We start from the raw sequence: 24885 nt of genomic DNA on the forward strand, positions 1-24885 counted from the left end.
TCGCTGGTCCTGTCCGGTATAGTGTTCGAGATATTCACCCGGTCTGACCTTCTCTGTCTCTCGGCGCTTTCAGGGCCTTAGACCGCATCGTCGATTGTTTCGTCCCACTCTGCAAGAATGTTGTCTGGTGCCAGCCAGACCCGGCTTTCCATATCCGCATCCCGCATTCGTTGTAGCAACTCAGGAGAATTGGACAACCGAAGCACCGCCTGCGCCAATGCGTCGACATCTTCCAACGGGACCAAAAGGCCATTCTCTTCTGGCCGGATCAATTCGCGCGGCCCATAGGGGCAGTCAAATGAGACGATGGGCAGGCCCGTAACGCTTGCTTCGGCCAGCACATTTGGAAACCCTTCGTAGCGGGATGGGAACACCAGGATATCCGCGCCATCCATCCATTCCCCCGGCGCCGGGCTTGGACCCGGCAGTGAAACAACATCCGTCAAATCCAGACGATCTCGCTGAGCTTCCAGCGCTTTTCGCTCTGGCCCCTCACCATAAATGGTCAGCCGCGCCTGCGGATTGCCTTTCAGAATCTTGGGCATCGCCGCAAGCAGCAAATCGAACCCTTTTTGCCGGTCCAGTCGCCCCACCGCAACCAGGTTACTTGTCCCAGTGCCCAAATGCTCGCGGGCGCCGGCCGGCAAGGAGCAGGGATTGGAAATGATCCGCGCCTTGCGCTGGATCGCTCGTGGCAGGTCTTCGCTGGCTCTTTGCGTTTGCATGACCACCGTGCATGCACGCCGGGCCAGCAGGTTTTGGGCGTGGCGCCACAACGGATGGGCAGATTGCGCACGCGGGTTATTGCGCTCGGAAATAATCACCGGCGTAGGCCGATCCAATGTCGCCAGAAGCGTCAGAACATTGATCTTCGTCAGAAAGGTGACAACCACATCCGGCGAGACGTCCTGAACCACCTTGCGAATATGGCGAAACCGATCCAACTGCCCGCCATTCGCGTCGGCCACATGCAAGGTCACGTCGTCTGGATAAGGGAAATACGATCCAGCCTCGGGCATGGTCAGGCCCGCGACGTGTACCTCGTCTCCACGCTCCAATCGGTGCGCAGCCAATATCGAGACAATCTTCTCAGCTCCCCCTGCCCCGAACCCGCCCTGAATGATCAACAGCTTCACGCGGGACTATCCTGACATCTTCTTGCGCGGCTCTTCGGCCTCGCGCAGCGGCGCAGCCGTCTGGTCATTCGGACCGGGTCGATTAAGCTCATGTTCAATGATTGGCCGGTTCAGGTCCTTGGACTGCAAGAAGATGCGCCCGATATATTCGCCCAGGATACCCAAGAACATGGCGTTCAGCGTCATCGACAGCAGCAAAAGGATGGTCGTTGTCGCAAAACCCGCAGGCCAGTCATGGCCAAAGACAACCTTGGCGATCAGATAACCGACCATCAGCAGGAACATTGAAAGCCCAACCGTCAAACTGATCATCGAGGCCAGACGCAGAGGCAAAAGCGAATGGTTGATCAGCCCATCTACGGCCAGTGACAGCATCGCGCGGAAAGGGAATTTCGATTCCCCCGCAGTGCGCGCCGCACGGTCATATTCGAACCCAACTTGATTGAACCCCATACCGCTGATCAGACCCCGAACATAGGGTGATCGATCATCGACGCGGCGCAGCTCATCCAGGATGCGTCGATCCGTCAGACGAAACTCACCCGCGTTTCGCGGCAAATCATCGTCGCTGATCATGTCAATCAGCGCATAGAAACCACGGCGCGCGGCCGCCACAACCGGTCCGTCTGGCAGGCTGCGGCGGATGCCATACACAACGTGGTTCCCCTGTCTCCACAGGTCCAGCATCTGAGGGATCAGCTCGGGCGGATCCTGCATGTCGCAATCCAATTGAACAGCACAAGCTCCATTGGCCGAGCGATATGCTGTCAAGACCGAGGCCTGATATCCCATGTTCCGGGCAAACCGGATGACCCGGACGCGCGGATCGGCTGCCGCCATTTCGGACAGAATCTCATAGGTTCGGTCTTCGGAATGATTGTCGGTAAAGATGATCTCGGGCTCGTACCCGTCCAAACCGTCGAACACCGCGATGACCCGGTCATAGGCCATCTGCACGTTTTCTTCTTCGTTGTAGGCAGGAATGAGGATTGAAACGAGTGTCATGTTACCTGTCCTGTGACTTTGACGCCGGGAGTATGCCGCTTGGCCCAATCTACCGTGGTCTTCAAACCTTCTTCTAAGGCCGCTTTTGGCGCCCAGTCATAGCAGGATTTCATCAATCCCGGATGGTTTATCAAGTCGATTGCCGGGCCGCTTGCCGTGCCAAATTGCAGCAGTGCTGCGGGTGTTTCGGTCAATCGCTGCAAGATCAATGCAACTTCGCGGACCTTGGTTGGGATGCCAGTGCTGATGTTTACGACTGGTCCTGCTGCCAATGGATCAGAACCCAGCAGAAGCAAACCACGCACAACGTCATCCACATGGATCAGATCCCGTGCATCTTCCGGTCTGCCAATTTGCGCGGTGCGATGGTTCAGCAGGTTGTCGATGAGATAGGGAACAAGCTGCTGCCCCGTCTGTCCCGGCCCATAGGTCAAGGACAGGCGCGCGGTGACTGCCGGGAACGGCAACCGAGGTTGGAGCATCTCAAGGTACTTGGTGCCGGTCAGCATTGACGTACCGTAGCTGTCTCGCGGCTTTTCACACTGCGTTTCGACGTATGGAACAGGGTTTTCACCGTATTCCGCAATCGTTCCCAGCCGGACAAATGCACCCGGAGGTGCTGCGCAACTCGCCGACGCGTGCAAAACGTTCAAAAGACTCTGGACGTTTTCATGTAAGCTGTCGGCAGCGTCAGACAAATCTGCGACAGCCGGAATGCGGGTTCTGGCTGCAGCGTGAAACACCAAATCGGGCCGACAATCATCGAACGCGTTCTGGATGTCTGTGCTGGTGGTCAGGTCTACTCGGCGCAAATCAACGGCTGACGACATTTCACCCAACCGGTCCGTAGACGCTGTCGGCCGCACAAGTGCGGTCACATGATCCCCACGGGCAGCGCATGCGCGCACCAGATGAGAGCCGATGAAACCGTTTGCGCCAGTAACCAGAACACGCATCATAACGTCTTGTCCGGGCGCCAATAATGTCCCAAATGTCTAAACATACCCATCTCTGCCTGCGCTATCGTCGCAATCTTATTGTGCGCCTTGATAGTGCGTAACGGCCTCTTTTGGTTTCAACACAGTGTCGGACTTCCGGCCCAGGAAAAACACCCCACTTGCGCCATCAACCCGATAAGGTTCCGGGATCAGACGGTCGAGGTACTGCGCCCAGAAAACGCAAAGCTTGGCCACTTTTCCTGCCGTGCGCGACCGGAACAACCCCCGAAACAGATAGTCCACGGACCACATGAATTGCACGCCCGGCCCGGCACTGGCCCCCGAGTCGATGCGTTCGAACGCGCGGAACAGATAGCGGTGCCCGCTTTCGGTGAACCGCGTGAAATCATAAGGGCCTTCGTGTACCTGCTGGAGAAAAGGCGTTTCCGCATAGATCAGACCACCTGGTTTCAGCACCCGGTGAATCTCGGACGCCACCTGGCGCGGGTCAAGCACATGTTCCAGCACAGCCTGAACGACCACACCGTCAAAGACATCATCCTGCATCGGAATGTCATGAGCATCCGCCACGAACTGAATATTCGGCGACTGATAGATGTCAAAGGCAAAGATCTGGACTTTGGGATCGTCATACAGTTTTCCCATCCCCTGCCCAACGCTGCCGCCGCCCACGATCAAAACACGAGGGTTTGGGTTTAGTGCCTTCATCTCGGACACAAACCGATCCACGTTACGCAAAGTGACCTGCTTGATCGGCGAAGCTAATCGTTTCAGGAACTTGATCGGGCCACGATACGCTGGTCGGTGGATCTGGGATTCAACCTCGATATCCGTTGGTTTAGGCGGCTCAATGACCGAGTCTTCATAGCGTACAAAAACCGGCACCCCGCCGTTGACGGCGCAAGGGCCAGACCCTTGCTTGAAGTCGTCCCGGATCAGATCCTTGATCGCCTCGGTCGGGGCCAGTGGCATCAGGATGCCTCCCGCGAGAGACCGGCAGCATGAGGGGCCAAGAATTCAGTCACCTTTTCATGCATATAGTCGATCTGAGGCTGGGTCAGGCCATGGTGACACGCCAACAGGATACCGCCTCGCATAACCGAATCCGATACCGGGTAGCCCGCTGGATCGCTGCGATACTCCAAACCTTTCATAGCCGGTTGGCGCAGAATGTTGCCGGTAAAGACCGGGCGGGTCTGGATGTCGGATGTTTCCAGGAAAATCTGCAACTGGCGCCGCGTGAATGGTGCGTTCTCGCGGATGGTCAGCGGGAAGGCCAACCAACCTGTACGAGAGCCCGGCAGTTGTTCCGGCAGAATGAACCACTCTTCGTACTGCGCAAAGAACGCACGGTGGGCATCATATGCCTCTTCGCGAACCTTGATGTTGTTGTCCAGCTTGCCCAGTTGCACCAACCCGAACGCCGCACTCACTTCCGAGGGTTCCAGGTTATATCCTAGCGCTTCGAACAGGAATTTCGCATCATATTCAATGCCATCCAACTGTACGTTAAAGCGGTTTTCAATAGCCTCGGATTCCACAAACAGCGATGAGCTGCGCCCCCAGGACCGCATTAGCAGCGCTTTGCGAGCAAGCTCGTCATCATTCACACACAGCATACCGCCGTTGCCTGCGCCGTTGATGACGTGGCTGCCATAAAAGCTGGTGGTCGAAATGTCAGAGTATTTACCGGTACTGACGCCTTCCATCGTGGCGCCCAGCGTATCGGCGCTGTCCTCGATCACTTTCAATCCATGTGCATCCGCCAACTCGCGTATCTTGCGCCAATCAGGCAGGTTACCGATCAGCGATGGGATCATAACGGCAGACGTATTCGACGTGATCATCCGTTCGATTTGATCCACGTCGATGTTGTAGGTGCCTTCTGCGGCATCCACAAAAGCGGGCACCAGACCCTGACGCACCAAAGGCGCAACGGTTGTGGCAAAGGTCAGCGCGGGCGTGATAACCTCACTGCCTTTGGGCAGGTCCAGAATTTCGACCGCCAAATAGTTTGCTGATGAACCCGAATTGGTCATAATCCCGTGCGATTTGGCGAACAGAGTAGATACTTTCTCCTGCATTTCGCGCACTTTGGGGCCCATTTGGGTAGATGTCTTCAAAACCTCAACAACGGCATCAATCTCTTCCTGGCCGTGTACAGTCTGCCCGTAATTCACTCTCATTAATCTTACTCCTAAAAATGCCGCTTACTGCGCTGCGACCGTCGGGCGGTCTGGTTCTACTGATGATATCAGGCGTTCAAAATGGTCGATCTGCGTATTTGTGATCTGCGCCATTTTACCGCCTGTGGCATGTGCCTTGTACCAATCTGCGGTCAGATTGATTGCGTCCTGTAATGTCAAGCGCGGGCGCCAGCCCAACCGGGTCTGCGCCTTTGTGCTGTCCAGCCGAAGAATGCCGGCCTCGTGTGGCGCGTCGGAGACCTGGTCTGCGAAGTCGAACACCGGCGCGCCTGCCCCCCAGGCGCGCTGGATCATGTCGGCCAACTGCCTAACATCAACGGTGCTGGAGACATCGGGGCCAAAATTCCAAGCCCCGGCATAGTTTTGCCCACCCGTCAGCATTTTTTCGGCAACCTGCAGATAGCCAGAGACCGGCTCCAGCACATGTTGCCAAGGTCGAACGCTCGCCGGGTTGCGGATCACAACCGGGTCGCCCTTAGACCATGCCCGAATGATATCCGGAACCAAACGGTCTTCACCCCAATCACCGCCGCCAAACACGTTCCCGGCACGCACAGTTGCCAGCCTGGGACCGTTGGGGTCGGAAAAGAACGAATGCGCATACGACTGTGCAACAAGTTCGGTTGCAGCTTTCGAGGCGCTATAGGGGTCTTTGCCACCCAAAGGATCGCTTTCGCGATAGCCCCAAACCCACTCGCGATTGTCATAACATTTGTCGCTGGTGATCACGATCACCGCCTTTAGCGACGGCATCTTACGGGCGATTTCCAGGACGTTGGCCGTGCCTTGAACATTCGTTGCAAATGTCTCAGCCGGTTCGCGATACGATTTCCGAACAAGCGGTTGGGCCGCCATGTGAAACAGGATTTCGGCATCCACCCCTGCCAGTGTTTCCGATAGTTGGGCGGGGTCCCGGATATCGTCGAAACGACTATCGGTCGCTGCGCCGATGTCGCAGGCTTCGTACAAGGACGGTCCCGGCTCTGGCGGCAGCGACAGACCGGTCACCCTAGCCCCTAGGCGCTGCAGCCAAAGCGACATCCAGCCTCCTTTAAAGCCACTATGCCCCGTCACAAGGACGCGGCGGCCATTAAACTGGCCGCCGAACATCTGAGTCTCATGAGCCGTCATTTTGCCCTCAAATTGCAACCGGGTATTCAGCCGAGGCTTGCTCACCGAATTGCATCCAGGGAGGCGTTTCTTCCTCGCTCAGTGCGTTCAGGGCGTTGCGGTCACGGATTGTGTCCATCGGATGCCAGAACCCGTCATGGCGGTATGCCATCAGCTCTCCGTCGCGGGCCATCTGAGACAGCGGCGACTGTTCCAATGGTTCTGTATCATCAACCATGTAGTCCATGACGCCCGGTTCAAACACGAAGTACCCGCCGTTAATCCAGGTCTCGCGCCGGCGTACTTTTTCAGTAAACGCATCCACACGATCGCCCTTCAATTCGATATTCCCGAACCGAGCAGGCGGTTGTACGGCGGTCACCGTTGCCAGTTTGCCGTGGGATTTGTGGAAATCGAGCAGCGCGTTGATGTCGATGTTACCCAAACCGTCAGAATAGGTGCACATGAAAGTCTCGCCCGGGTTCATCCACTCTTTCAAACGTCTGATGCGCCCGCTGGTCATGGTATGGGCCCCGGTGTCGACCACGGATACATTCCAGCCACCCGGTGCAGATGGCACCAGCTTCAACTCTCCGGTATCGAGAGCCACTGAGATGTTATTCGCAATCAGGTGGTAGTTGGCAAAGAACTGCTTCAGCAGCAGCGCCTTGTATCCGGCGGCCACGACGAAGTCGCGGTGCCCGAAATGGCTGTAAATATCCATAACGCGCGCGATGATGGGTCTGCCGCCAACCTCGACCATTGGTTTTGGAATCGCGACTGTTTCTTCGGCGAGCCGTGAACCCAGCCCTCCTGCCAGAAGAATTGTTTTCATTCGTGCTACTCCCTCAAATAAACCTTTTCAAAAATCTACACTTTCACGTTGGAGCTCGGGGTGTTTCCGCCAACGAGTCATGAGCGGGTTTGGTGCTGCTCCGTCGTCATTCTGCCGCATCTGCGCGTCTTAAGTATATCACACCTTCGCCATAGCGGTTGTTTAACCCGTCTTTTTGCACTGCAGCGTAGCCATTTTCGTTCGCATATCGCAACAATGGGGCCTCAAGATCAGAATCATATCCTAATAGGAATGCTGAAGGTGGATTGGAATCAAACAGTGCCGGCAGGTCTTTTTCACCGGCCATAACGTATTGCTGAGCCAATTCAGGGTCGGTGTAAGGCGCGATGCGATAGGCAAATGGCCCGGTCGCCAATTCAGCATAGACAGGTAGGTGTGCTTCCAGCGGGTAAAGCGGCATAAATGTTGCGACCGGCCCGTCAGGAGTTGCGCTATCGGCGACAGCGTCGCGCAGGGCAGCCCCGCCTTTTGCGATCCGAGCCGACGTGAAGCTATCCGGCTTCGCCAGACTAAGGAGCCCGGGGGCAAGCCGGGGGGCACCCAGCAAGAACAACAATGCAAATCCTGCAAGACAAAGCGGAACAACCTGCGCTCGTTTTTCGTCAGGCAAGAGGCGATAGATAAAAGCGGCAAGCAAAGGCACCGCGATCAAAGGCTGGATGTAATACTGTGGGAAGCCCGGTGTCGGCACAAAGCTGAACAGTGCGGTCATGCCAAGCACCGCCAAAACCACAAGGATCTGACCCAGTCCGTTACGCTTTTGTGTCGATTTGGCTGCGCTGAGCACGCCAAGAAAGAACAAGATCATCAGGCCGATCAAGGCTGCACCGCTGAACCATGTCGCATAAGCAAGCTGGATCTTTTTGCCCAAGCCCATGGCCAGACCGGGTTCTGAGGCTGCATTGGCCTGCCAATAAGCAATATGTGGCCCGGTATGAAACTTCAAAACATGTGCCAAAAACCCGGAAGGGTCCGCGGCAAGATACCAAAACAACGGCAAAGCGCCGACCAAACCGCCGATCAGCACCGGCAGAACGACGGAACGCAACCGGTCAGAAAAAGGCAGATGCCACGGCAGCAGGAAAGCGGCGACCGCGACGGGTGGGATGAAAATCACCGCGCTGACTTTTAGGCCTGCTGCAATAGACAAGAGCAGACCAGATATCAGCAACTGAGCAAAGCGGGGTCGGTCCCGTAGTGTTTCGACAATAAACAGCCCTAGGCCCCATGCCGCAAATGGCAAAGGCAACAGGTTGTTACTGGCGGCCATACCGGCCTGGGTTTGAAGTGTTTCGTTGACGACCAAAACCACGACAAAGAACACTGACAACAGCGCTGAACCTGATATCCGCCACGTTGCCCAGCTTACGCCTGAGGCCAGCAAAAGCCAGGCGCAGAACTGGCCAAAGCGCGCGGATGCCAAAAGGCCCTCACCTCCGAATATCAGATAAAACCCCCGATAGAACCAAGCTGAGTTTGGGACGTGATTATAGAAGAAATCTCCGTAAAGGCTTGAGTACCCCAGTAATTCCGCTGGCGGCACAAACATCAACTCGTCTCGGCGCAAGCCATACCCCATGATGCGCCCGTAAAGTGCTGCAAACAAAATGACCAGAACACCCGCAATCAGAACGCGCGTGAATACGCTGCCAAAAACCGCTCGGGCTGAAGTGCCTGATGTGTCGTTGTGGTGATCGGCATCCAGCATGGAATCTGCAGACTGCGTCATGGCGTTATCTCCTGCAGGCTTGGGTGCAGAGCGCGGGAGATCAGTATGTATGACAAGACAACCGTTGGCCCCAATGCAATGGCCTGAGCCAGATAGGGATCAAGGCCCAATTGCAACAGAGCCCATAAAAGAAAGGCGTTAAAGGCGTAAATCACAACATAAGACACGGCATAATGTGGCAGACGACCATAGCCTTGCACATAGAACACATAGCGACCATGCACCTGAAAATTCCAAAGCACGCCAACAACAAACTGTATCACCAATGCCAACTGAGGGTGCGCACCAGACCACACAAGGCCCGCAAATACGGTGTAGCCAAACATCGTATTTACGACACCGGCACCCAAGAATCGCAGGATTTGGTGCCACCTCTGCTGGGTGGGGCGATATGCGCCAGAGTGACTTAGTCCTGACATTCCAATAACTCGCTCAAAAGAGCCCTTATTCACTCGTACTACACACAGCGGCGGGGTCGGGCCGGCAGAAAAAATGCATTAGACTATAATTTTAGCAATTGCCGACGGTTTCCAACGACTCTCGGGTTTGAAAGCCGTTCACCACATTCTTGGACGAGATCGCTGGAACTGCAGGCTTTGCCGGACGGTTCGTCAGATCCTTCGCTTCGATTGGGCGCAATCCGTTGGCACCGTAACCCGGCACCAGCTCTTTCAGCAATTTCTTGACGGCGAGGTCGTTTCCTTCATGCGCGGCCTGTTCCAACTTGAGGATCATGGCGCGCAGGCGCGCAGCTGACACACCTTCGGGAATTGCCGAAGACACGCCTGGAATACCACTGTCACGGTGTTCTTCGGTGACGTCGAACAACTCTTCATAAAGCTTTTCACCCTTACGGATGCCGATGAACTTGATGTCGACATCTTTGTACGGGACCAGACCGGCAAGGCGTATCATACGCTCTGCCAGATCGACAATCTTCACAGGGCGTCCCATATCCAGAACAAAGATCTCACCATGGCTGTCTTCAAGATTTAGACCTTTGGCTGCAGCAACCAGGGTCAACTGGACCGCTTCACGGATCGTCATGAAGTACCGTTCCATCTTCGGATCGGTAACTGTCAGCGGACCACCTTCGGAGATCTGACGTTGGAACAACGGGATAAGCGAACCAGAAGAACCCAGTACGTTACCAAACCGAACCGAGAAGAAGCGGGTTTCTTCGTCAGTCTCGTTGGTTACGCGGTCCTGTGCTTGCGAGTAGAACTCGGCAACACGCTTGGTTGCGCCCATAACGCTGGTGCTGTTCACGGCCTTGTCGGTTGAAACCTGAACCATCGCAATTGCGCCCACGTTGCGGGCGGCATCGGCGACATTCCGTGTGCCAATCACATTGGTCAAAACACCCTCACACGGGTTCAGTTCCACCATCGGCACATGCTTCAGAGCAGCCGCGTTAAACACCAGCTCGGGACGATGACGTCCAAAGATCGAGTTTACACGGTCGGCGCTGCGAATATCGGCAACATAGATACGGCGCTTCACTTCAGGGAAGTTCTGGCCCAGATCCATATCAATCGAGTAGGCATTGTATTCGCAATTCTCGATCATGACGATTTCAGCCGGTTCAAACGAGGCGATCTGACGGGTCAGCTCGCTTCCAATCGAGCCACCTGCACCGGTGATCAGAACCCGACGTCCCTCGAACATCTCACGCAGCATCGAGCGTTCAACCGCCTTTTGCGGGCGATCCAGAATATCTTCGGGGTTTACGGTACGGATGCCCGAGCTTTCGGTACCCAACTCTTCCAAACCGGTCAGACGAGACACAGTGATGCTGTTGGCTTCGGCCCAGCGGGTCAGCTTGCGGATGCCATCACTCTCAAAGTGAGTCACGGGCTCCGTCAGCAGCAGGCGCTGGGGCAACGTTTCGCTGAACTTTAAACGCTCGATGACGACATCCGCATCCAGCAACGAGCCGATGATCTTCACATCATGAAAGTAAAGGCCTTGGGTGTTGCGGGCGTCATCGATGATGCCAACAGGTTCGTACTTAGACTCCGTATTGCTCAGAGAGCGAACAAACAGATCGCAGCTGGCACCGGTACCCACCAGAATCACCGGAATTTTACCATCTGCACGTGTCGAACACCCTTGCACTTTGCGCTTGAACTCGGTGCTACGCGCCAGAATGCGCAGGCTTCCCAAGGCCGGAACGATCAAGAAAAATTGGATGACATACACAGCCAGTGGCACCTGAGCCGTAATCTGAACTGCCAGACCCAGCAAGGCCAGCGTCCCAACACACAGTGCGGATGCACGAACAATCAAGGAAACATCACGCAAAGACGTCGAGCGTGTGTGGCGCTTGTAAATCCCTGACATTGGCAAAATCGCCAACGCGACAAGGCACGACATAAGCACCAAGGGCACCAATACGGCCGCTGGCTGGGCCGGCAGCACGCCGCCATTTGCGAGCACCACCGCCACGACAACGGAAATCGCCGAAGCAAGCACATCACCAATCACCAGACGGCGGTTCGCTCTCAGCTCATTAAGTTTTTGCTTTATTATGGACCCCAGGTCACCCAGCTTCAGCTCGGCCTCGGCCGCGCTATCATTAACGGATCCATTTTTGAGCTTAACCAACTCACGCTCATACATACTCTGAACTCCGGCGTACAAATTGCCCAACTACCAATCGACTCAAATTGACGGACCGATAAACAGCCGTTCCGCCTCAAAAGCCGCACTCATTCGCCAACACCCACATGGCGCCAGCAAGTTTGACTTATTTCGGTAAAAGTCCCCCACAACGGTCCAAGTACAAGAAATAACAGTACCCGAAACCAAGACCCCCTTCTCACTCATACAAACCAAACTAATATTCAAACCAACCGAATACATCGGCCAATATCGTCTAAATATAGCGTTAACGTATCACAGCGATAGCCGGATCAAAACGCTTTTTTAACATTCTGGACATCATTTGACCAAAGAAATGTCCAATTTCCCAGTGTTCGCTTGCTGTTCACTCTGTTTATGAACACCGGAACCAAAGCTCGCTAGTCAGATACGAGAGTGCCAACACTGGGCTTTTGTTTCCACTTCGGAAACTTAGCGGACACATGATCATGAGAAGCACTCAGTTGATTCGCTCCGGCTGGTGGTTTTGAGCCCCGGCCCACGCATGGCTGACACCCGGATCATGCTTTTCGATCCGGGCAATGTCTTCGGCATAAAAGTCGCCCATGCGCTCAGCTAAATCGTCAGTCAGAGCAGGATATTCCACTTGCCGAGCGACAGCGTTGCGCAAGGATCGAACCGGCCAAGTGTTGCGCACAGGGTCCAACACGAAGCGAACAGGCGCTAACGCTTTGCGCAGAGGCAGCGGAACCATTGCTTCGTTCTTGTCTTTCACCTTCTTTTTTACAGGCGGCTCCAACATGTCCCTGAGGTTTAGGTGCGCCCTGACTTTCTCTAGGTTACCCTTTGGGTTTGCGCGGACGTCTTCGAACGCCAGCAACAAAACCTGATCGGCCGGGAACAGATCATAGAAACGGTCGAGGTGATGGGCATAGCGACCGTCCGATAGAAACCGACCATTCGCAGCCCGGGCCGGATCAAGGTAGTCTTCAATTCGGCCAGTGACTTCGCCACGACGAAACAGCATGCAATAGTCGGAATAGGCCCTTTGCACCGGGTCACGCATCTGCAGGACCAATCGGGCATTGGGGGCAAAATCACGGATGCGCTGAGCGGCCTCGGGCACAGTCAGGTAGGAGTTTGATTTCTCGCCGATCAAGCCCGAAGTATCGCACCCTTCAAACTGCTTCCGATACCAGCCGACCCCCCTATCATATTCGCGGGAAAAAAAGTGCAACTCAGGACCCGGCATGTAAATGGCCGGCGTTTGCGTCAGCGACTGCTGCAACCACGTCGTGGCGCATTTTGCAGCACCAATAATCAGAAAATCGACAGGGCGGTCATCGGGCAACGTCATGATAAAAACTCGTACACTAGAACTTTTGGGGTCGCCCCCGGCAAACTAAAGTCATCAATTTGAGGTCAGAACAGTTCGTCTGACAACTTCGATTGTATCACCAGGCTGGACAAGATCAGTGCCCGTCACGCGTTGTGTTTGGCCATCAACGCCACGTGTCACAACAAATTCTATGATCGTTTCGCTGGCTACATCATCTTCACTGAGCAAGCCCGCCGCCGCCAGCTCACCGTGCAGGGTTGTTGCTGTCTCTAACCTTGTCTTCAGTGACGCCAGCTCGCTTTCCACGCTGTTCAACTGAACCAGCGTGTCCGAGCGCGCGTTATCGTCCAGCTCCAGCGCGTCTCGTTCCGCACGGTTCAAATCCTGCCGAGCGACCAACAGCGCAACTTCCTGATCCAGTCTTTTCGATTCAAGATCATTCAGCTGATTGGTCATAGTTGTGACCCTGTTTGAAACTGTCAGACCCTTTTCCTTAAGCGAGTTCAGGTTTTCGAGTTCTTTGCTGACATTTGCGATTTGGATGTTGCGTAGTTCCAGCTGGGTCGTCAGGCTGGAAATCTGCTCTTTCAGAAGGTTTTGTAGATCTTGTATGCGTTCGCCTACACCTTCGCGTGCGGACATGGTTGCCTTCAGTATCTCGCCTTCAAGCCCCGTCGGAGGTTCAGGCAGCTCTCCACTATTCTCGTCGCTTTCCAAAATTGCCAGATCCGCAACCAACCGTTGCTTTTCCTGCTCCAGCTCTCCGATCTGCGTCGACAGCAAGCGAATTTCGCCACCCATGCGCAGAATCTGGAAATCATTGCTTGACGAAAACTCAATCGGTGGCCGGATAGTGCCGCCCGCCAAGGCCAGCACCTGCTGCGCGGTAATCCCGAAATGAAAGTCATACGCGCCCGGCGAATTTACGTCGCCAAGTACGTAAATGGGCAGGTGGCCCACAACTTCCAGCGCGATCCTGGGCGGCTCTGCCATGCCGATCTGACGGCGGAACTTCAGTTCCAGCAGCGCGGCCAGTTCCGCCAGGGTGTGCCCTTCGGCTTCAACCTGACCCACTAGCGGAACCATCAAAGTCCCGTCTCCGGTGATCGAGTACTCGCCAGTCACACCATCCCAAGTCACATATGTCGTAGAGGCTGAATCCCAGCGCATCGCCTTGAGAGACACCCTGTCCTGCGGCAACAAGCGATAGCCTTCGGCCAAGACCGAGCTGGCCGCCATCGCAAAAATCAAAAGGAATATTCTGAAACAGCTGTTCAAAATCTTGTCTCCCAACTCACTAACGCTGCAGGGCGTGCGACCATTTCCAGATGATCAGACAAAACTCTGCGGTACCAATTCTTACACAATGATCAAAACCGATCGACCAATCACGTGCTGAAAAAACTCTGGGTCATCGCCTATGTCAAGAAAGCTAGTGTCTGCCGACCTGACTGACAAGGGCAACAAGCTTTCTCGTCACGAGTAACCCGCCTTGCTGTAGTCACTATAATAGGAATAAGTCCCGTAGCCGTATTTGCGCTGCTTGTCTAAATCCACATCATTGATAAGCGTCGCCGTGGCCTCGATCCCGTGCATATCCAACTTTTCGAATGCGTCCTGCAATTCTTCAAGCCGCGTACGCCCCCAACGAACGACAAACAGTGTCCCATCGATCAGCGACCCGACCCTGCAGGCATCGTTGACCACAAGGATTGGTGGCGTATCCACCAGAACCAGATCATAGCTGGGGTCAATGCGTGACTTAAGCTCACTCAGGAGCGCGCTTTCGTCTTTGACTGATGCGTCCGAGCGGACGGCAACGTTGAGAAGCGAAATAGAGTCTTTTGGCAGTCCTTCTATTTCCAACGCCTTTGGTCTTACTTTCCCAGACGCCGCGTCCTCTAGCGAATTTATCGAATGCACGGCGCCGAGCGTGCGGCTGGCGCCTAACCTGTAGGAATCCAGATCGAGAACCAGAACTTTCAAACCTTCACGGGCAGCCGCCAACGCAATAGAGACGGCGACGGTTGATTTTCCTTCGCTCGGAAGGCCAGACGTCACCAAGACAACCCGCCCCAGACCTTCGCGATTGAACCAAAGCGTCAAAAAGTTTCGCAATGCTTCGGCATACGGTGAGCGCGGGTTATCCACAAAAAACGGGACAAGTTCCTGTTTTTTATCCCATAGTTTGCGTCTCTTGATTTTAGGCAAAAAGCCGTAATTCACAGCGCCTACAGACGCACTGATTTGCCCGTCGCTCCAGATCCGGGTGTTCATCGCTTCAAGCAGAGCGACAAGAAGCACGGACAAAAATGCACCGGCAAAAATGCCGCCGCCCAAAATCACGACCGGGTTAGGCCAGAAAGGTCGGGACGGGATACGGGCAATTGTGACTTGACGCGCGCCTTCCGAAACAAACTGCAGCTGGGTTTCAAGTTCATTCAATCGTTCAATTGAACTTTGGTACCGCGACCGCAGAAGCTCGAGCGATCGTTCCATGCCGATCAATCGCAGCTCGGCCCGGGAACGGATCAGAAGATCCGAACGTGCAAGATCCAGTTCGCCCTTTAACTCTTCTGCTTCGGTCGATGTGGGATCGTCACCCGACACCACATCATATATCGCCTGTAGCCTTTCAATATCAGCGCGTTGGCGGTCGGGTAGTGTCTCGTCATCAAGACTGTTTTCCCGAACAAACGCCGCCAACGCAATTTCGTCAGCGGATAGCTCTTCATTCAGCTGTGTGACACGGGTGCGCAGGAAGTCGATGGACCGGGTGATGCCAGCCTGACGATCCCGGTCGCTTTCGGCAATATAGGTTTCGGCGACAGTGTTGGCGATATCCGCGGCCAGTCGTGCATCATGGGATTCCGCATCGATCTTGATCGCCAAGCTCTCTCCCTGCCGTGCGATACTGTAGGACCCCAACAACTTGTCCACGACCTGCTCGCGCCGCAATTCTGGCGGCACCGGTTGATCCGGCGGCGGAGCCGGCATGAACTCGGTATTGGTGTATAGATCCATGTTCTGCGCTACATCTGCGGCAAACTCGCGGGATCTGAGGATATCAAGTTGGGTTTCGATCGCCACGCGCGACAACTCGAACGTTTCCAGCTGAACGTCGGTTGTGCGAACGCGGGTATCCAGCTGAGCCATCACAACGGTGGATTGAGCGCTATAGCTCGGCTCCAGCCGTTTCAGCACGTAATAAGCTACCACAAAAAACAGGATGCAAATCCCGATCATGAGCACCGCATGCCGCCGCAACACGGTCCAGATCATCGGCCGCGCAAATCGTTCGAATTGATTGGCCTGATAGGGTCGTTCAAGATTATCTGGCACTGCTCTTTCCAGTTAGTAAAACGTTGTTCCGACCTTGATCTGGGCGGCACATTTACGCGACCTTGGCCCAAAGAATCGGTTTCGTGTCATCCGGGAGTTAACCCACCTCGCCTCTTGCGATTGAACCGGTATCTGGTGACAATCGCAAGACACTGTTGGTGCTCTTAGTGTATTTGTCGGGACAATCCTAGAAAACAGAGGGCATTCGCACAAAACTGGGCAATTTGGTCCCGATTTCCACTCTCTTACCCTCAGATGCTGATGTCGGAAACAATTTCATTAAAACCCGTCGAATCGTTTATGATTTCTTGCAGGTCAAAGCGTCTCTCTCGGGGAACGACGCCCTGTATCACTTGATTCGCCGGACCCGGTTCAGCACTTCTTGCAAATCATATCCAATTCGAACACAGTGGGGTGCGCGTATCTTTTTCTTCACCCCTGCGTGCAGTTTTATCGTCAGCAAAGCTTGACGAATTTTTTTTGATTTTGATGTGTTGTGGCCCGCCGCGTGGTACTGAGTTGGATTGAAGTGTGAATAGAGTGCCCGAAATTCTGCTGTGCGTAGTCTTGGGTGTGGTGGCCCTGCCCTTTTTCCTGATCGCTTGCCTGATCGTGGTTGTTTCTGTGGGCACGCCGCTGATGTTTTCCCAGCCGCGCTGCGGGCGCGGAGGACAAATCTTCCGGTTGTTCAAACTGCGCAGTATGTCCGCGGCCCGTGGGCCCGACGGCGCATTGCTGCCCGATGAGCAGCGTCAAACCAAGGCGACGGCGCTTATCCGGCGGCTACGGCTGGACGAAATCCCACAGCTGCTGCTGATTTTGCGTGGTCATATGGCTCTGGTCGGACCCCGCCCCTTATTGCTCGAAACCATCGAAAGCTTTGGAACCGAAGGCCAGTATCGCTGCTCCGTTCGGCCCGGCCTGACAGGATGGGCACAGGTCAGTGGAAACACCAGGCTTAGCAATACAGAAAAACTGGGTTTGGATCTTTGGTATGTGGCGCATCGGTCAACCATGTTGGATCTGCGGATCATGGCCGAAACAATTGGTGTTGCGATTTGGGGCGAACACCGACGGATCGATCGCATTGAGGCAGCCGCCCGATGGCTGCAGGACCACCCCCCCGCAAAGACCAATCTACAGGGGTCACCGGCATGAAAACCATTCTAGTTGGTGCCGTTGAAACGTCGCATGCCGCTCTGGTGTCGATCTGCGCCGCGGGCCATGCGCCGGATCTGGTTATGACGCTGCCCCCTCATCTTTCGCATCGTCATTCCGATTTTGTAGATCTAAGCGGTGTGGCCAATCGTTATGGGGTGCCGATTGAATACATCGAGAAAACCAACGCCCCTGAAACGCTTGAAAAAATCGAGACGGTGCAGCCTGACCTGGTTCTGGTCATTGGATGGTCGCAAATTTGCGATGCAGCCTTTCGCGCCATTCCTCGGATAGGTTGTATTGGCTTTCACCCTTCGGCCTTGCCGCGCCTGAGGGGTCGCGGTGTGATCCCCTGGACCGTTCTTATGCAGGAACGCAATGTCGGATCATCGCTGTTCTGGCTTGGTGAAGGGGCAGATGACGGGCCAATCGCGGCCCAGGCCCGCTATGCGGTTGATCCTGACAAAGTCACCGCCCGAGATTTGTATGATCGGTCGCTGCGCGCGATCTCCGGCCTATTGCCACCCTTGCTGGAACAGATCGCCGTCGGCGATATCCCACGTGAGCCACAGCCGCAGACTGGCATCAGCGTATGCGCGCGCCGCCGCCCCGAAGACGGGCTGATCGACTGGTCCCGCCCCGCGACCGAAATTGACCGGTTGATCCGTGCGTCTGGCCCACCTTACCCAGGTGCCTTCACTCATGGGCCTGATGGCCGCCAACTGGTGATAACGCAATCCGCACCTACCGAACCCGATGGCTATTACATCGGGCTGCCTGGTCAGGTGCAGGCCATCAATGGCCAAGGCTTTACCGTAGCCTGCGGCGACGGCCGGTGTCTGGACATTCTGGAATGGTCCGGGGCTGATATTCCGCCAGCCATACATTCGAAATTGGGAAAGACAACATGATTACCACTGACTTACTCAGTGCTGGAGCTGGCCCCGCGCTGGTCATCGCCCCTCATCCAGATGATGAGGTACTTGGCGCAGGTGGCACGATAGCGCGGCTGGTCGATGCGGGCCGTGAGGTACACGTGGTGGTGGTCACCCGCGCAAAACCACCAAAATTTGAGGACGCTCAGACCGAAATCACACGGGCTGAAGCACGCCGGTCGCATGAGTTTCTGGGCGTGACCAAAACGCATTGGTTGGATTTCACGGCCGCCGAGCTGTCCGAGCAGCCGCATTCCGACCTGAACGCAGCCCTTGGCACATTGGTGCGCGACCTTGGCGCCGATCTGATCCTGGCTCCGCACCCTGGCGATATTCATATGGATCACCAGCTGACATTCCTGTCCAGCCTTGTGGCCAGTCGTCCACACCAGGATGATTATCCAGCGACCATTGCCGCCTACGAAACATTATCGGAAACAAACTGGAACGCCCCATATCTGACGCCGCCTTTCATACCCAATGTCTTTGTCGACATCTCGGATACGCTGGAACGCAAGCTAAAGGCGTTTGCCATGTTTGAAAGCCAAGCGAAGCTTCCACCGCATGAACGCTCGGTCGAAAGCATAAGAGCGCTGGCAACCTTGCGCGGCGCGACCGTGCATCGACATGCAGCCGAAGGGTTCGTGCTGGTGCGGACCGTCGTCTAACAGGAGGATTGAACATGCCTTCATGGCCCATCTACGATCAGGAACAGATAGACGCGGTCAGCCAGGTTCTGGCCTCGGGTAAGGTCAATGCGTGGACCGGTCCTGATGTGCGCGCGTTCGAAGAAGAATACCGCGCCTATACCGGGTCCTCTCATGCAATCGCGATGGCCAACGGCACCCTGACACTGGACGCCGCGATGCATGTGTTGAATCTGAACCCCGGGGATGAGGTGATTGTGACGCCGCGCAGTTTCATCGCATCCGCCAGTTCCGTGATGCTGGCCGGAGGCACGCCCGTTTTTGCCGACGTCGACCCGGTCACACAAAACCTGACAGTTGAAACGATTGCCCCGCTGATCACACCGCGCACGCGCGGGATCATTCCAGTGCATCTGGGCGGTTGGCCATGTGACATGGACGCAATCATGGATCTGGCGCGCGCTCATGATTTATGGGTGATCGAGGATTGTGCACAGGCCCATGGTGCGATGATTGATGACCGGCATGTTGGTACCATCGGAACCTTTGGATCGTACTCGTTCTGTCAGGACAAGATCATGACAACGGGTGGTGAGGGTGGCTTGCTGCTGACTAATGACGACGCTCTGTGGTCAAAGGTCTGGAGCTACAAGGACCACGGAAAAGGATATGACACGGTATTCAACACATCACATCCGCCGGGTTTTCGCTGGTTGCACGATTCAGGTCCGGGTACAAACCTGCGCATGACCGGCCCCTCCGCAGCGCTTGGTCGCGTGCAGTTGAAGCGGCTCAATGATTGGCGCGCCCACCGGACTGCAAACGCTGAACTGTTGGCCGACGCATTGTCCTTGTGCCCGGCATTCCGCGTGCCAGTTCCGCCCCAAGGGCTAACCCACGCTTACTATCGTTTCTATGCGTTTGTACGTCCGGAAGCATTGGCAACGGGTTGGTCCCGCGACCGGATAATTGCCGAGATTAGCGATGCCGGGTTCCCTGCATTCTCGGGCAGTTGTTCCGAGATTTATCTGGAAGAAACGTTCACTAAGAACGGGTTAGGTCCAGCCGATTATCTGCCCGTCGCGCGGGAGCTGGGCGAAACAAGCTTGGCCTTCCTTGTCGATCCGACCTGGTCTCAGGACGACGTCGCGCGCCTTGCTCAGTGCATTGTAGACATCGGCAATCGCGCATTGGCTGTGCAGAAGGCTGGCTAGATGATCCTTCACGTGGTCACAGATTTCTCGACACAGGGTGGAGCGCAGGCCATGTTGGCGCGCTTACTTGCGCACTCGGGTGAGCGTGCTGTCGTTGTGGCCCTGACGGAAGTGTCTGACCGCTGCCGTGCAATGGCCGGGAATGATAACGTTGAATACATCTCTCTCCATGCCAGATCCCCACTGTCTTTTCCGCGCGCCATATGGCGGATCGCACGGCTGATCCGGGTTCACAAACCTAACGTCGTCTTGTGTTGGATGTATCACGCGATGGTCGTCGGATTGATTGCAAAGTTGATATCGATGCGACGGGTACCTGTGATCTGGACCGTGCGTCAGGCATTGGATGATCCGGCCGCCTTTACCCGCAGCACCCGGGTTGCGGTTGGTCTGTCGCAGAAACTCTCGCGGTTCAGTGATGGGATCATCTACAACTCGACCCGGGCATTACAACAGCACGCCAAATACGGGTTTTCAGAAGCCAACGCGAGCGTCGTGCCGAACGGGTTTCTGCTGCCCAAAAATGTACAATCGCGAAAAGGCCCGGCACGGGTTTTTGGGCTGGCCGCACGGTTTCATCCGCAAAAGGACTTTGAGACCTTCTTTCGAGCCTTTGCCATCGCGCGGCGTTCTGTACCCGACCTGACGGCCCGACTGGCCGGGGATGGTGTTACCGCCGACAACGCCACGCTGCGCGATTTGCTGACCGAAAACAACCTTTCGGAGGACAGCGTGGTGCTGTGTGGCGACTTGCATGACATGTCGAACTTCTACGACAGTATCGATATGTTGGTTTTGTCCTCGCGCACTGAAGGTTTTCCAAATGTCATTGCAGAAGCCATGAGCTATGGCCGACCTGTTGTTACAACTGACGTTGGTGATGCGGCCAAAATCGTTGGCGAAAGCGGGTATGTTGTACCCGCGCGCGATGCACAGGCGCTTGGGCAATCTCTGACGGACGCAGCAAATTGGTCGTCCGAGGAATATGGCGGGCGCAGCCAAGCCGCCCGTGATTGCATTGCGGACAGCTATTCATTGGCCGCGATCGCCGAAGCCTATGATTCAGTGCTGCGCGGTGTTGGAACGCAGGCGCGGGCATCCACCGCCCCGCATGCCGGATAGGAAGACGGGATCATGTGCGGAATAGCCGGATATCTTGCATTCAAACCCGTCGGCCTTGAAAACGGGACCACAAGCCTCAAGGCGATGTGCGACAGTATCCAGCATCGCGGGCCGGACGCTGACGGCATGTTTGTCGATCAGGACACTGGCATTGCGTTGGGGCAACGGCGGTTGGCGATTGTGGATTTAACGGAAACTGGCGAACAACCGATGACATCGCCCAGTGGCCGCTATTGCATTGTCTACAACGGCGAAATCTATGGTTTTCTGGAGCTGCGCCAACAGCTGATTGATCATGGGGTCACATTCCGCGGGACATCCGATACCGAGGTTCTGTTGGCGTCGATGGATCTGTGGGGTATTCGCAAGACCCTGGACCTAGTACATGGAATGTTTGCCTTTGCAGTATTCGATCGGCAAAGCAACAGAGTTGTATTTGCCCGGGACCGGCTAGGCAAAAAACCTTTGTATCTGGGCATCAAAGGCGGTCACCTGCTATTTGGATCGGAGTTGAAAGCCCTGCGCGCCCACCCCGCGTTTGGCGCACCCGAGGTCGATAGGCGCGCGCAAGCGCAGTACGCGCGCTATGCGTTTATCCCGGCACCACTGACCATCTATCAGGGTGTGATGAAGCTCCCGGCGGGGACGATGGTTGAGGTGCAGTTGGACGCCCCGCCTGTGTCGTCAGATGATCTGGTCGATAGCTTGCGAACGTTTTGGGATTTGCGGGACAGGGTTGAGGCTTGCCGGGCTGATCCTTACGGCGATGAAACGCAGGCGCTTGGTGGGATCGAAGACGCTTTGCACGCCGCAGTTGGCGAGCGCATGGTAGCGGATGTCCCTGTTGGCACCTTTTTGTCAGGCGGAATCGATTCCAGCCTGATCACCGCGATGATGCAGGAACAAGCTGCTGGAAAAGTCATCAGCTTTACCGTCCGGTTCGATCACGATGCGACAAACGAGGCCGATCACGCGGCCGCGATCGCCAAGCATTTGGGGACAGATCACCACGAGGTCACGGCGACGCCCGAAATGGCATTTGATTTGCTGCAAAAGCTTCCGCAGGTCTACGATGAACCATTTGCCGACCCGTCAGCCTTTCCGACATTGCTGGTGTCGGAATTGGCACGCGCGCAGCTTAAGGTCGTCATGTCTGGTGATGGCGGGGACGAGTCTTTTGGTGGCTATGAACGCTATGTTCGCATGATGGCGATGGAGCGCATTGGGGCGAAGTTACCCGGTCCTGCCGTTTCTGCACTGGCGGCGTCCCCAGCTTTTGTCACAAGCGCTGCCGCAAAAGTATTACGACCCCTCGCCCCAGCGTCGATGCGTGATCAGATTACCCCAGATCGACTGTCCAAAGTGGCCTCGATCGCACGTCACCCTGATTTCCGCAGCCGATATGACGCGCTGTTCACGTTATGGAACCCGCCTGCTGCCAGCTGTCAGGGTGTGTTTCATTCGCACCAAATACCGGACGGGTTGAGTCCCGTAGATAAAATGATGCTGCTGGATTCCGAATTGTACCTGCCAGAGAGTATTCTGGTCAAAGCGGACCGAGCGTCGATGTCTACCGGGTTGGAAATTCGCGCTCCGCTGCTGGACTACCGCGTTGTTGAGGCCGCTTGGAGGTCGCCGGATTCACTGCGCTACGACGGGAAGTCCGGCAAGGTTGCCTTGCGTCGGCTGCTGGACAAGCGCGTGCCCAAATCACTGTATGATCGCCCCAAGCAAGGCTTTGGCATTCCTTTGAACGATTGGCTACGAGGGCCACTCAAATCCATCGCCAATGAGGTTTTTGCCTCCGACAACCTGGTCGGAGATGTATTTGATCGGACACAACTGAACAAGCGCTGGACCGAGCATTTGTCAGGCGCCCGCAACTGGGGCCCACATCTTTGGGTCGTTCTGATGTACCACTTCTGGCAGGAAGAGTGGCTTCGCTGAAGCAGGTAACTCTCCAACCCCACTTAAGGTCCTGAATCGCCTGCCAGAAAACTCAGATACTCCTCAAGGTTCGACCATCCGTCGCCATCGCGGTCTTTCCAGGTGTCTTCGCGATCATTCGGGTCAAGCCCCTCATGCGTTTCTTCCCATTCATCGGGCAACCCGTCCAGGTCCCTGTCGTCCAACACATTGACCTCGGGCAAATCCGGCCAACCCCCCACTTCGTCCGGGTGATCGATCCTATGCCCATCACATCCAAGCATGTTTTCGACGATAGACGCGTCCAGACTGTCCAATTGTCGATCGGGCCCGAACCGTGCGCCCACATGCGACGCCACATGATCCAAGACGCCGCCAACCGGTTGCGGCGTGACTGACAGAGGGAACGCGGGCTGTTCCACGACATTTGGAACAGCCGCCTCATCCACGATCCGACCCTGTTTCGATCGGTCACATAAAACATCCAGCCGGTTGTCCATGTACAGGTTGTCTTCCTCAAACACTTCCAGCTTGTTGTCGGGCTCGACTGGAAAAACTTCGATCGCTGCAGGGCGATTTCGGTCCCGCGTGCTAGGTCCGGGCAGAATCACATTGCCCACATAGTTGATCCAGGTGTCACCATAGAGGTTTCGGAACTCACCAAATTGCGAAGTTGCGTCGTAGAACACGTTATTGACGATATCGACCGGCCCCAAAGGGGATGATGAGATATCGGGGTTTCTGTCCCGGTTATGCGCGAACAGATTGCCAAGCAGCGTGATCCGCCCACAATCGGAAACTGCCCCATCCTTGGCGCAGATCAACGCGCCTTTCGAGTGGCGCCGTTCGTTATGCGAAGATTTGTCCAAACCATAAGCCGCAATGGTGTTGGCGATGGTGATGTCGTGGCTGGCTTTTCGTTCGGTACCGATGCTGAGGTTTTCGTCGACACCAAATGCAATTGAAACATGGTCGACATAAATGTTCGAGCTGCTTTCGATAATCAACCCATCGACGCTCGGGGATTTTTCCTTGCTGGGGCCGGGTCGGAACTTGAGATAGCGCAACAGAATGTCATTAGATTCGTAGATCATCAGCGGCGATTTCTGAACATTCCCAACCCGCAACTGAATGCCCTGCCCGGGCGCGGTTTGCCCCGCAATGTAGGTGTTGGGAGATACGCGAAGCTGCTTGTCGACGACAATCGTGCCCGAAACAGCAAACATGCACACCCGACCGACACCCGGGTGCTGCAGGCATTCGCGCAAGCTGCCACGCCCCGAGTCCGCAAGGGTGGTAACGTAAAACACACTGCCGCCACGCCACCCGGTCGCGTGTTTGCCGTACCCCTCCGCGCCCGGAAAAGCGACATTCGCGTTATTCGCGCCATCAGTGAGACCACCTGTTGCAAGCGAAAACGTCAATGCAGCGGATTGAATAAGAGTCAGACAAAGAGAACTTGAAAAGCGCATGTTGGAACCAAGTGTTGCCGAAACCAAAAAACGAAACTCCGGAGATTGTCTCAATCCCCGGAACAGAGCCTAGCTGATGCAATCAGGTTTGACACCCCAAACGATAAGCAGGGTCAAAATCTGG

20 protein-coding genes are annotated in these 24885 nt (G+C 55.6%); 6 read left to right on the forward strand and 14 right to left on the reverse strand.

The window, feature by feature from the left end; translation table 11 throughout:
- Positions 1-77: 77 nt before the first annotated feature.
- The 13 genes from Q1B21_RS13775 to Q1B21_RS13835 all read right to left on the reverse strand — a co-directional run bounded on the left by Q1B21_RS13775 (position 78) and on the right by Q1B21_RS13835 (position 16287).
- Positions 78-1136, reverse strand: coding sequence for a glycosyltransferase family 4 protein (locus Q1B21_RS13775; protein ID WP_299890161.1), 1059 nt, complete (start codon positions 1134-1136; stop codon positions 78-80).
- A 6-nt stretch (positions 1137-1142) separates the two neighbouring features.
- Positions 1143-2141: a glycosyltransferase family 2 protein gene (locus Q1B21_RS13780; RefSeq protein WP_299080189.1), complete on the reverse strand. Its 999-nt coding sequence runs from the start codon at positions 2139-2141 to the stop codon at positions 1143-1145.
- Positions 2138-3100 (reverse strand): NAD(P)-dependent oxidoreductase, encoded by a 963-nt coding sequence (locus Q1B21_RS13785; protein ID WP_299890163.1) that lies wholly within the window; start codon positions 3098-3100, stop codon positions 2138-2140. The genes Q1B21_RS13780 and Q1B21_RS13785 overlap by 4 nt, the downstream gene beginning before the upstream one ends.
- Before the next feature lie 75 nt (positions 3101-3175).
- Positions 3176-4072: a class I SAM-dependent methyltransferase gene (locus Q1B21_RS13790; protein WP_299890165.1), complete on the reverse strand. Its 897-nt coding sequence runs from the start codon at positions 4070-4072 to the stop codon at positions 3176-3178.
- Complete coding sequence (locus Q1B21_RS13795) at positions 4072-5286, reverse strand: aminotransferase class I/II-fold pyridoxal phosphate-dependent enzyme (RefSeq protein WP_299890167.1); 1215 nt, start codon at positions 5284-5286, stop codon at positions 4072-4074. The genes Q1B21_RS13790 and Q1B21_RS13795 overlap by 1 nt, the downstream gene beginning before the upstream one ends.
- 24 nt (positions 5287-5310) lie before the next feature.
- Entirely contained in the window at positions 5311-6438 is a 1128-nt protein-coding gene (gene rfbG, locus Q1B21_RS13800; RefSeq protein WP_299890169.1) for a CDP-glucose 4,6-dehydratase, read from the reverse strand.
- A 7-nt stretch (positions 6439-6445) separates the two neighbouring features.
- The gene (gene rfbF, locus Q1B21_RS13805; RefSeq protein WP_298935030.1) at positions 6446-7252 is read right to left on the reverse strand and encodes a glucose-1-phosphate cytidylyltransferase; all 807 of its coding nucleotides are present in this window, start codon (positions 7250-7252) and stop codon (positions 6446-6448) included.
- 106 nt (positions 7253-7358) lie between these two features.
- Positions 7359-9002 carry a hypothetical protein gene (locus tag Q1B21_RS13810; RefSeq protein ID WP_299890172.1) on the reverse strand — a complete coding sequence of 548 codons (1644 nt, stop codon included), beginning with the start codon at positions 9000-9002 and terminating at the stop codon, positions 7359-7361.
- The gene (locus Q1B21_RS13815) at positions 8999-9421 is read right to left on the reverse strand and encodes a GtrA family protein (RefSeq protein WP_299890174.1); all 423 of its coding nucleotides are present in this window, start codon (positions 9419-9421) and stop codon (positions 8999-9001) included. Before Q1B21_RS13815 ends, Q1B21_RS13810 begins: the two co-directional genes overlap by 4 nt.
- Before the next feature lie 91 nt (positions 9422-9512).
- The gene (locus Q1B21_RS13820) at positions 9513-11624 is read right to left on the reverse strand and encodes a nucleoside-diphosphate sugar epimerase/dehydratase (RefSeq protein ID WP_299890176.1); all 2112 of its coding nucleotides are present in this window, start codon (positions 11622-11624) and stop codon (positions 9513-9515) included.
- A gap of 481 nt (positions 11625-12105) precedes the next feature.
- Entirely contained in the window at positions 12106-12963 is an 858-nt protein-coding gene (locus Q1B21_RS13825) for a sulfotransferase (RefSeq protein ID WP_299890178.1), read from the reverse strand.
- Positions 12964-13017: 54 nt separating this feature from the next.
- The gene (locus Q1B21_RS13830) at positions 13018-14184 is read right to left on the reverse strand and encodes a polysaccharide biosynthesis/export family protein (RefSeq protein ID WP_299890180.1); all 1167 of its coding nucleotides are present in this window, start codon (positions 14182-14184) and stop codon (positions 13018-13020) included.
- 237 nt (positions 14185-14421) lie between these two features.
- Positions 14422-16287 (reverse strand): AAA family ATPase, encoded by a 1866-nt coding sequence (locus Q1B21_RS13835; RefSeq protein WP_298935038.1) that lies wholly within the window; start codon positions 16285-16287, stop codon positions 14422-14424.
- 531 nt (positions 16288-16818) lie between these two features.
- On the opposite strand from Q1B21_RS13835, the gene Q1B21_RS13840 reads away from it, so the two are divergent.
- From Q1B21_RS13840 to asnB, 6 genes are read left to right on the forward strand one after another with little or no spacing between them, the layout of a single operon-like run.
- Positions 16819-17445, forward strand: coding sequence for a sugar transferase (locus tag Q1B21_RS13840; RefSeq protein ID WP_299890183.1), 627 nt, complete (start codon positions 16819-16821; stop codon positions 17443-17445).
- Positions 17442-18356 carry a formyltransferase family protein gene (locus tag Q1B21_RS13845; protein ID WP_299080221.1) on the forward strand — a complete coding sequence of 305 codons (915 nt, stop codon included), beginning with the start codon at positions 17442-17444 and terminating at the stop codon, positions 18354-18356. Before Q1B21_RS13840 ends, Q1B21_RS13845 begins: the two co-directional genes overlap by 4 nt.
- Positions 18353-19048, forward strand: coding sequence for a PIG-L deacetylase family protein (locus tag Q1B21_RS13850; RefSeq protein ID WP_298935041.1), 696 nt, complete (start codon positions 18353-18355; stop codon positions 19046-19048). The genes Q1B21_RS13845 and Q1B21_RS13850 overlap by 4 nt, the downstream gene beginning before the upstream one ends.
- Positions 19049-19062: 14 nt before the next feature.
- Positions 19063-20241 (forward strand): DegT/DnrJ/EryC1/StrS aminotransferase family protein, encoded by a 1179-nt coding sequence (locus Q1B21_RS13855; RefSeq protein ID WP_299890187.1) that lies wholly within the window; start codon positions 19063-19065, stop codon positions 20239-20241.
- Positions 20242-21363 carry a glycosyltransferase gene (locus Q1B21_RS13860; protein ID WP_299890189.1) on the forward strand — a complete coding sequence of 374 codons (1122 nt, stop codon included), beginning with the start codon at positions 20242-20244 and terminating at the stop codon, positions 21361-21363.
- A 12-nt stretch (positions 21364-21375) separates the two neighbouring features.
- Positions 21376-23310 carry an asparagine synthase (glutamine-hydrolyzing) gene (gene asnB, locus Q1B21_RS13865; RefSeq protein WP_299890191.1) on the forward strand — a complete coding sequence of 645 codons (1935 nt, stop codon included), beginning with the start codon at positions 21376-21378 and terminating at the stop codon, positions 23308-23310.
- A gap of 23 nt (positions 23311-23333) precedes the next feature.
- Here the strand turns inward: asnB and Q1B21_RS13870 are convergent, their stop codons facing one another.
- Entirely contained in the window at positions 23334-24761 is a 1428-nt protein-coding gene (locus Q1B21_RS13870; RefSeq protein WP_299890193.1) for a hypothetical protein, read from the reverse strand.
- Positions 24762-24885: the final 124 nt, after the last annotated feature.

This window comes from uncultured Ruegeria sp. (assembly GCF_947504215.1).
Taxonomy (GTDB): domain Bacteria; phylum Pseudomonadota; class Alphaproteobacteria; order Rhodobacterales; family Rhodobacteraceae; genus Ruegeria.

Excerpts from the sequence above, each read along its gene's own strand:
- Q1B21_RS13780 (WP_299080189.1), bottom strand. The coding sequence starts at position 2,141 with ATGACACTCGTTTCAATCCTCATTCCTGCCTACAACGAAGAAGAAAAC.
- Q1B21_RS13785 (WP_299890163.1), bottom strand. The coding sequence starts at position 3,100 with ATGATGCGTGTTCTGGTTACTGGCGCAAACGGTTTCATCGGCTCTCAT.
- Q1B21_RS13790 (WP_299890165.1), bottom strand. The coding sequence starts at position 4,072 with ATGCCACTGGCCCCGACCGAGGCGATCAAGGATCTGATCCGGGACGAC.
- Q1B21_RS13795 (WP_299890167.1), bottom strand. The coding sequence starts at position 5,286 with ATGAGAGTGAATTACGGGCAGACTGTACACGGCCAGGAAGAGATTGAT.
- rfbG (WP_299890169.1), bottom strand. The coding sequence starts at position 6,438 with ATGACGGCTCATGAGACTCAGATGTTCGGCGGCCAGTTTAATGGCCGC.
- rfbF (WP_298935030.1), bottom strand. The coding sequence starts at position 7,252 with ATGAAAACAATTCTTCTGGCAGGAGGGCTGGGTTCACGGCTCGCCGAA.
- Q1B21_RS13810 (WP_299890172.1), bottom strand. The coding sequence starts at position 9,002 with ATGACGCAGTCTGCAGATTCCATGCTGGATGCCGATCACCACAACGAC.
- Q1B21_RS13815 (WP_299890174.1), bottom strand. The coding sequence starts at position 9,421 with ATGTCAGGACTAAGTCACTCTGGCGCATATCGCCCCACCCAGCAGAGG.
- Q1B21_RS13820 (WP_299890176.1), bottom strand. The coding sequence starts at position 11,624 with ATGTATGAGCGTGAGTTGGTTAAGCTCAAAAATGGATCCGTTAATGAT.
- Q1B21_RS13825 (WP_299890178.1), bottom strand. The coding sequence starts at position 12,963 with ATGACGTTGCCCGATGACCGCCCTGTCGATTTTCTGATTATTGGTGCT.
- Q1B21_RS13830 (WP_299890180.1), bottom strand. The coding sequence starts at position 14,184 with ATGGCGGCCAGCTCGGTCTTGGCCGAAGGCTATCGCTTGTTGCCGCAG.
- Q1B21_RS13845 (WP_299080221.1), top strand. The coding sequence starts at position 17,442 with ATGAAAACCATTCTAGTTGGTGCCGTTGAAACGTCGCATGCCGCTCTG.
- Q1B21_RS13850 (WP_298935041.1), top strand. The coding sequence starts at position 18,353 with ATGATTACCACTGACTTACTCAGTGCTGGAGCTGGCCCCGCGCTGGTC.
- Q1B21_RS13855 (WP_299890187.1), top strand. The coding sequence starts at position 19,063 with ATGCCTTCATGGCCCATCTACGATCAGGAACAGATAGACGCGGTCAGC.
- Q1B21_RS13860 (WP_299890189.1), top strand. The coding sequence starts at position 20,242 with ATGATCCTTCACGTGGTCACAGATTTCTCGACACAGGGTGGAGCGCAG.
- asnB (WP_299890191.1), top strand. The coding sequence starts at position 21,376 with ATGTGCGGAATAGCCGGATATCTTGCATTCAAACCCGTCGGCCTTGAA.
- Q1B21_RS13870 (WP_299890193.1), bottom strand. The coding sequence starts at position 24,761 with ATGCGCTTTTCAAGTTCTCTTTGTCTGACTCTTATTCAATCCGCTGCA.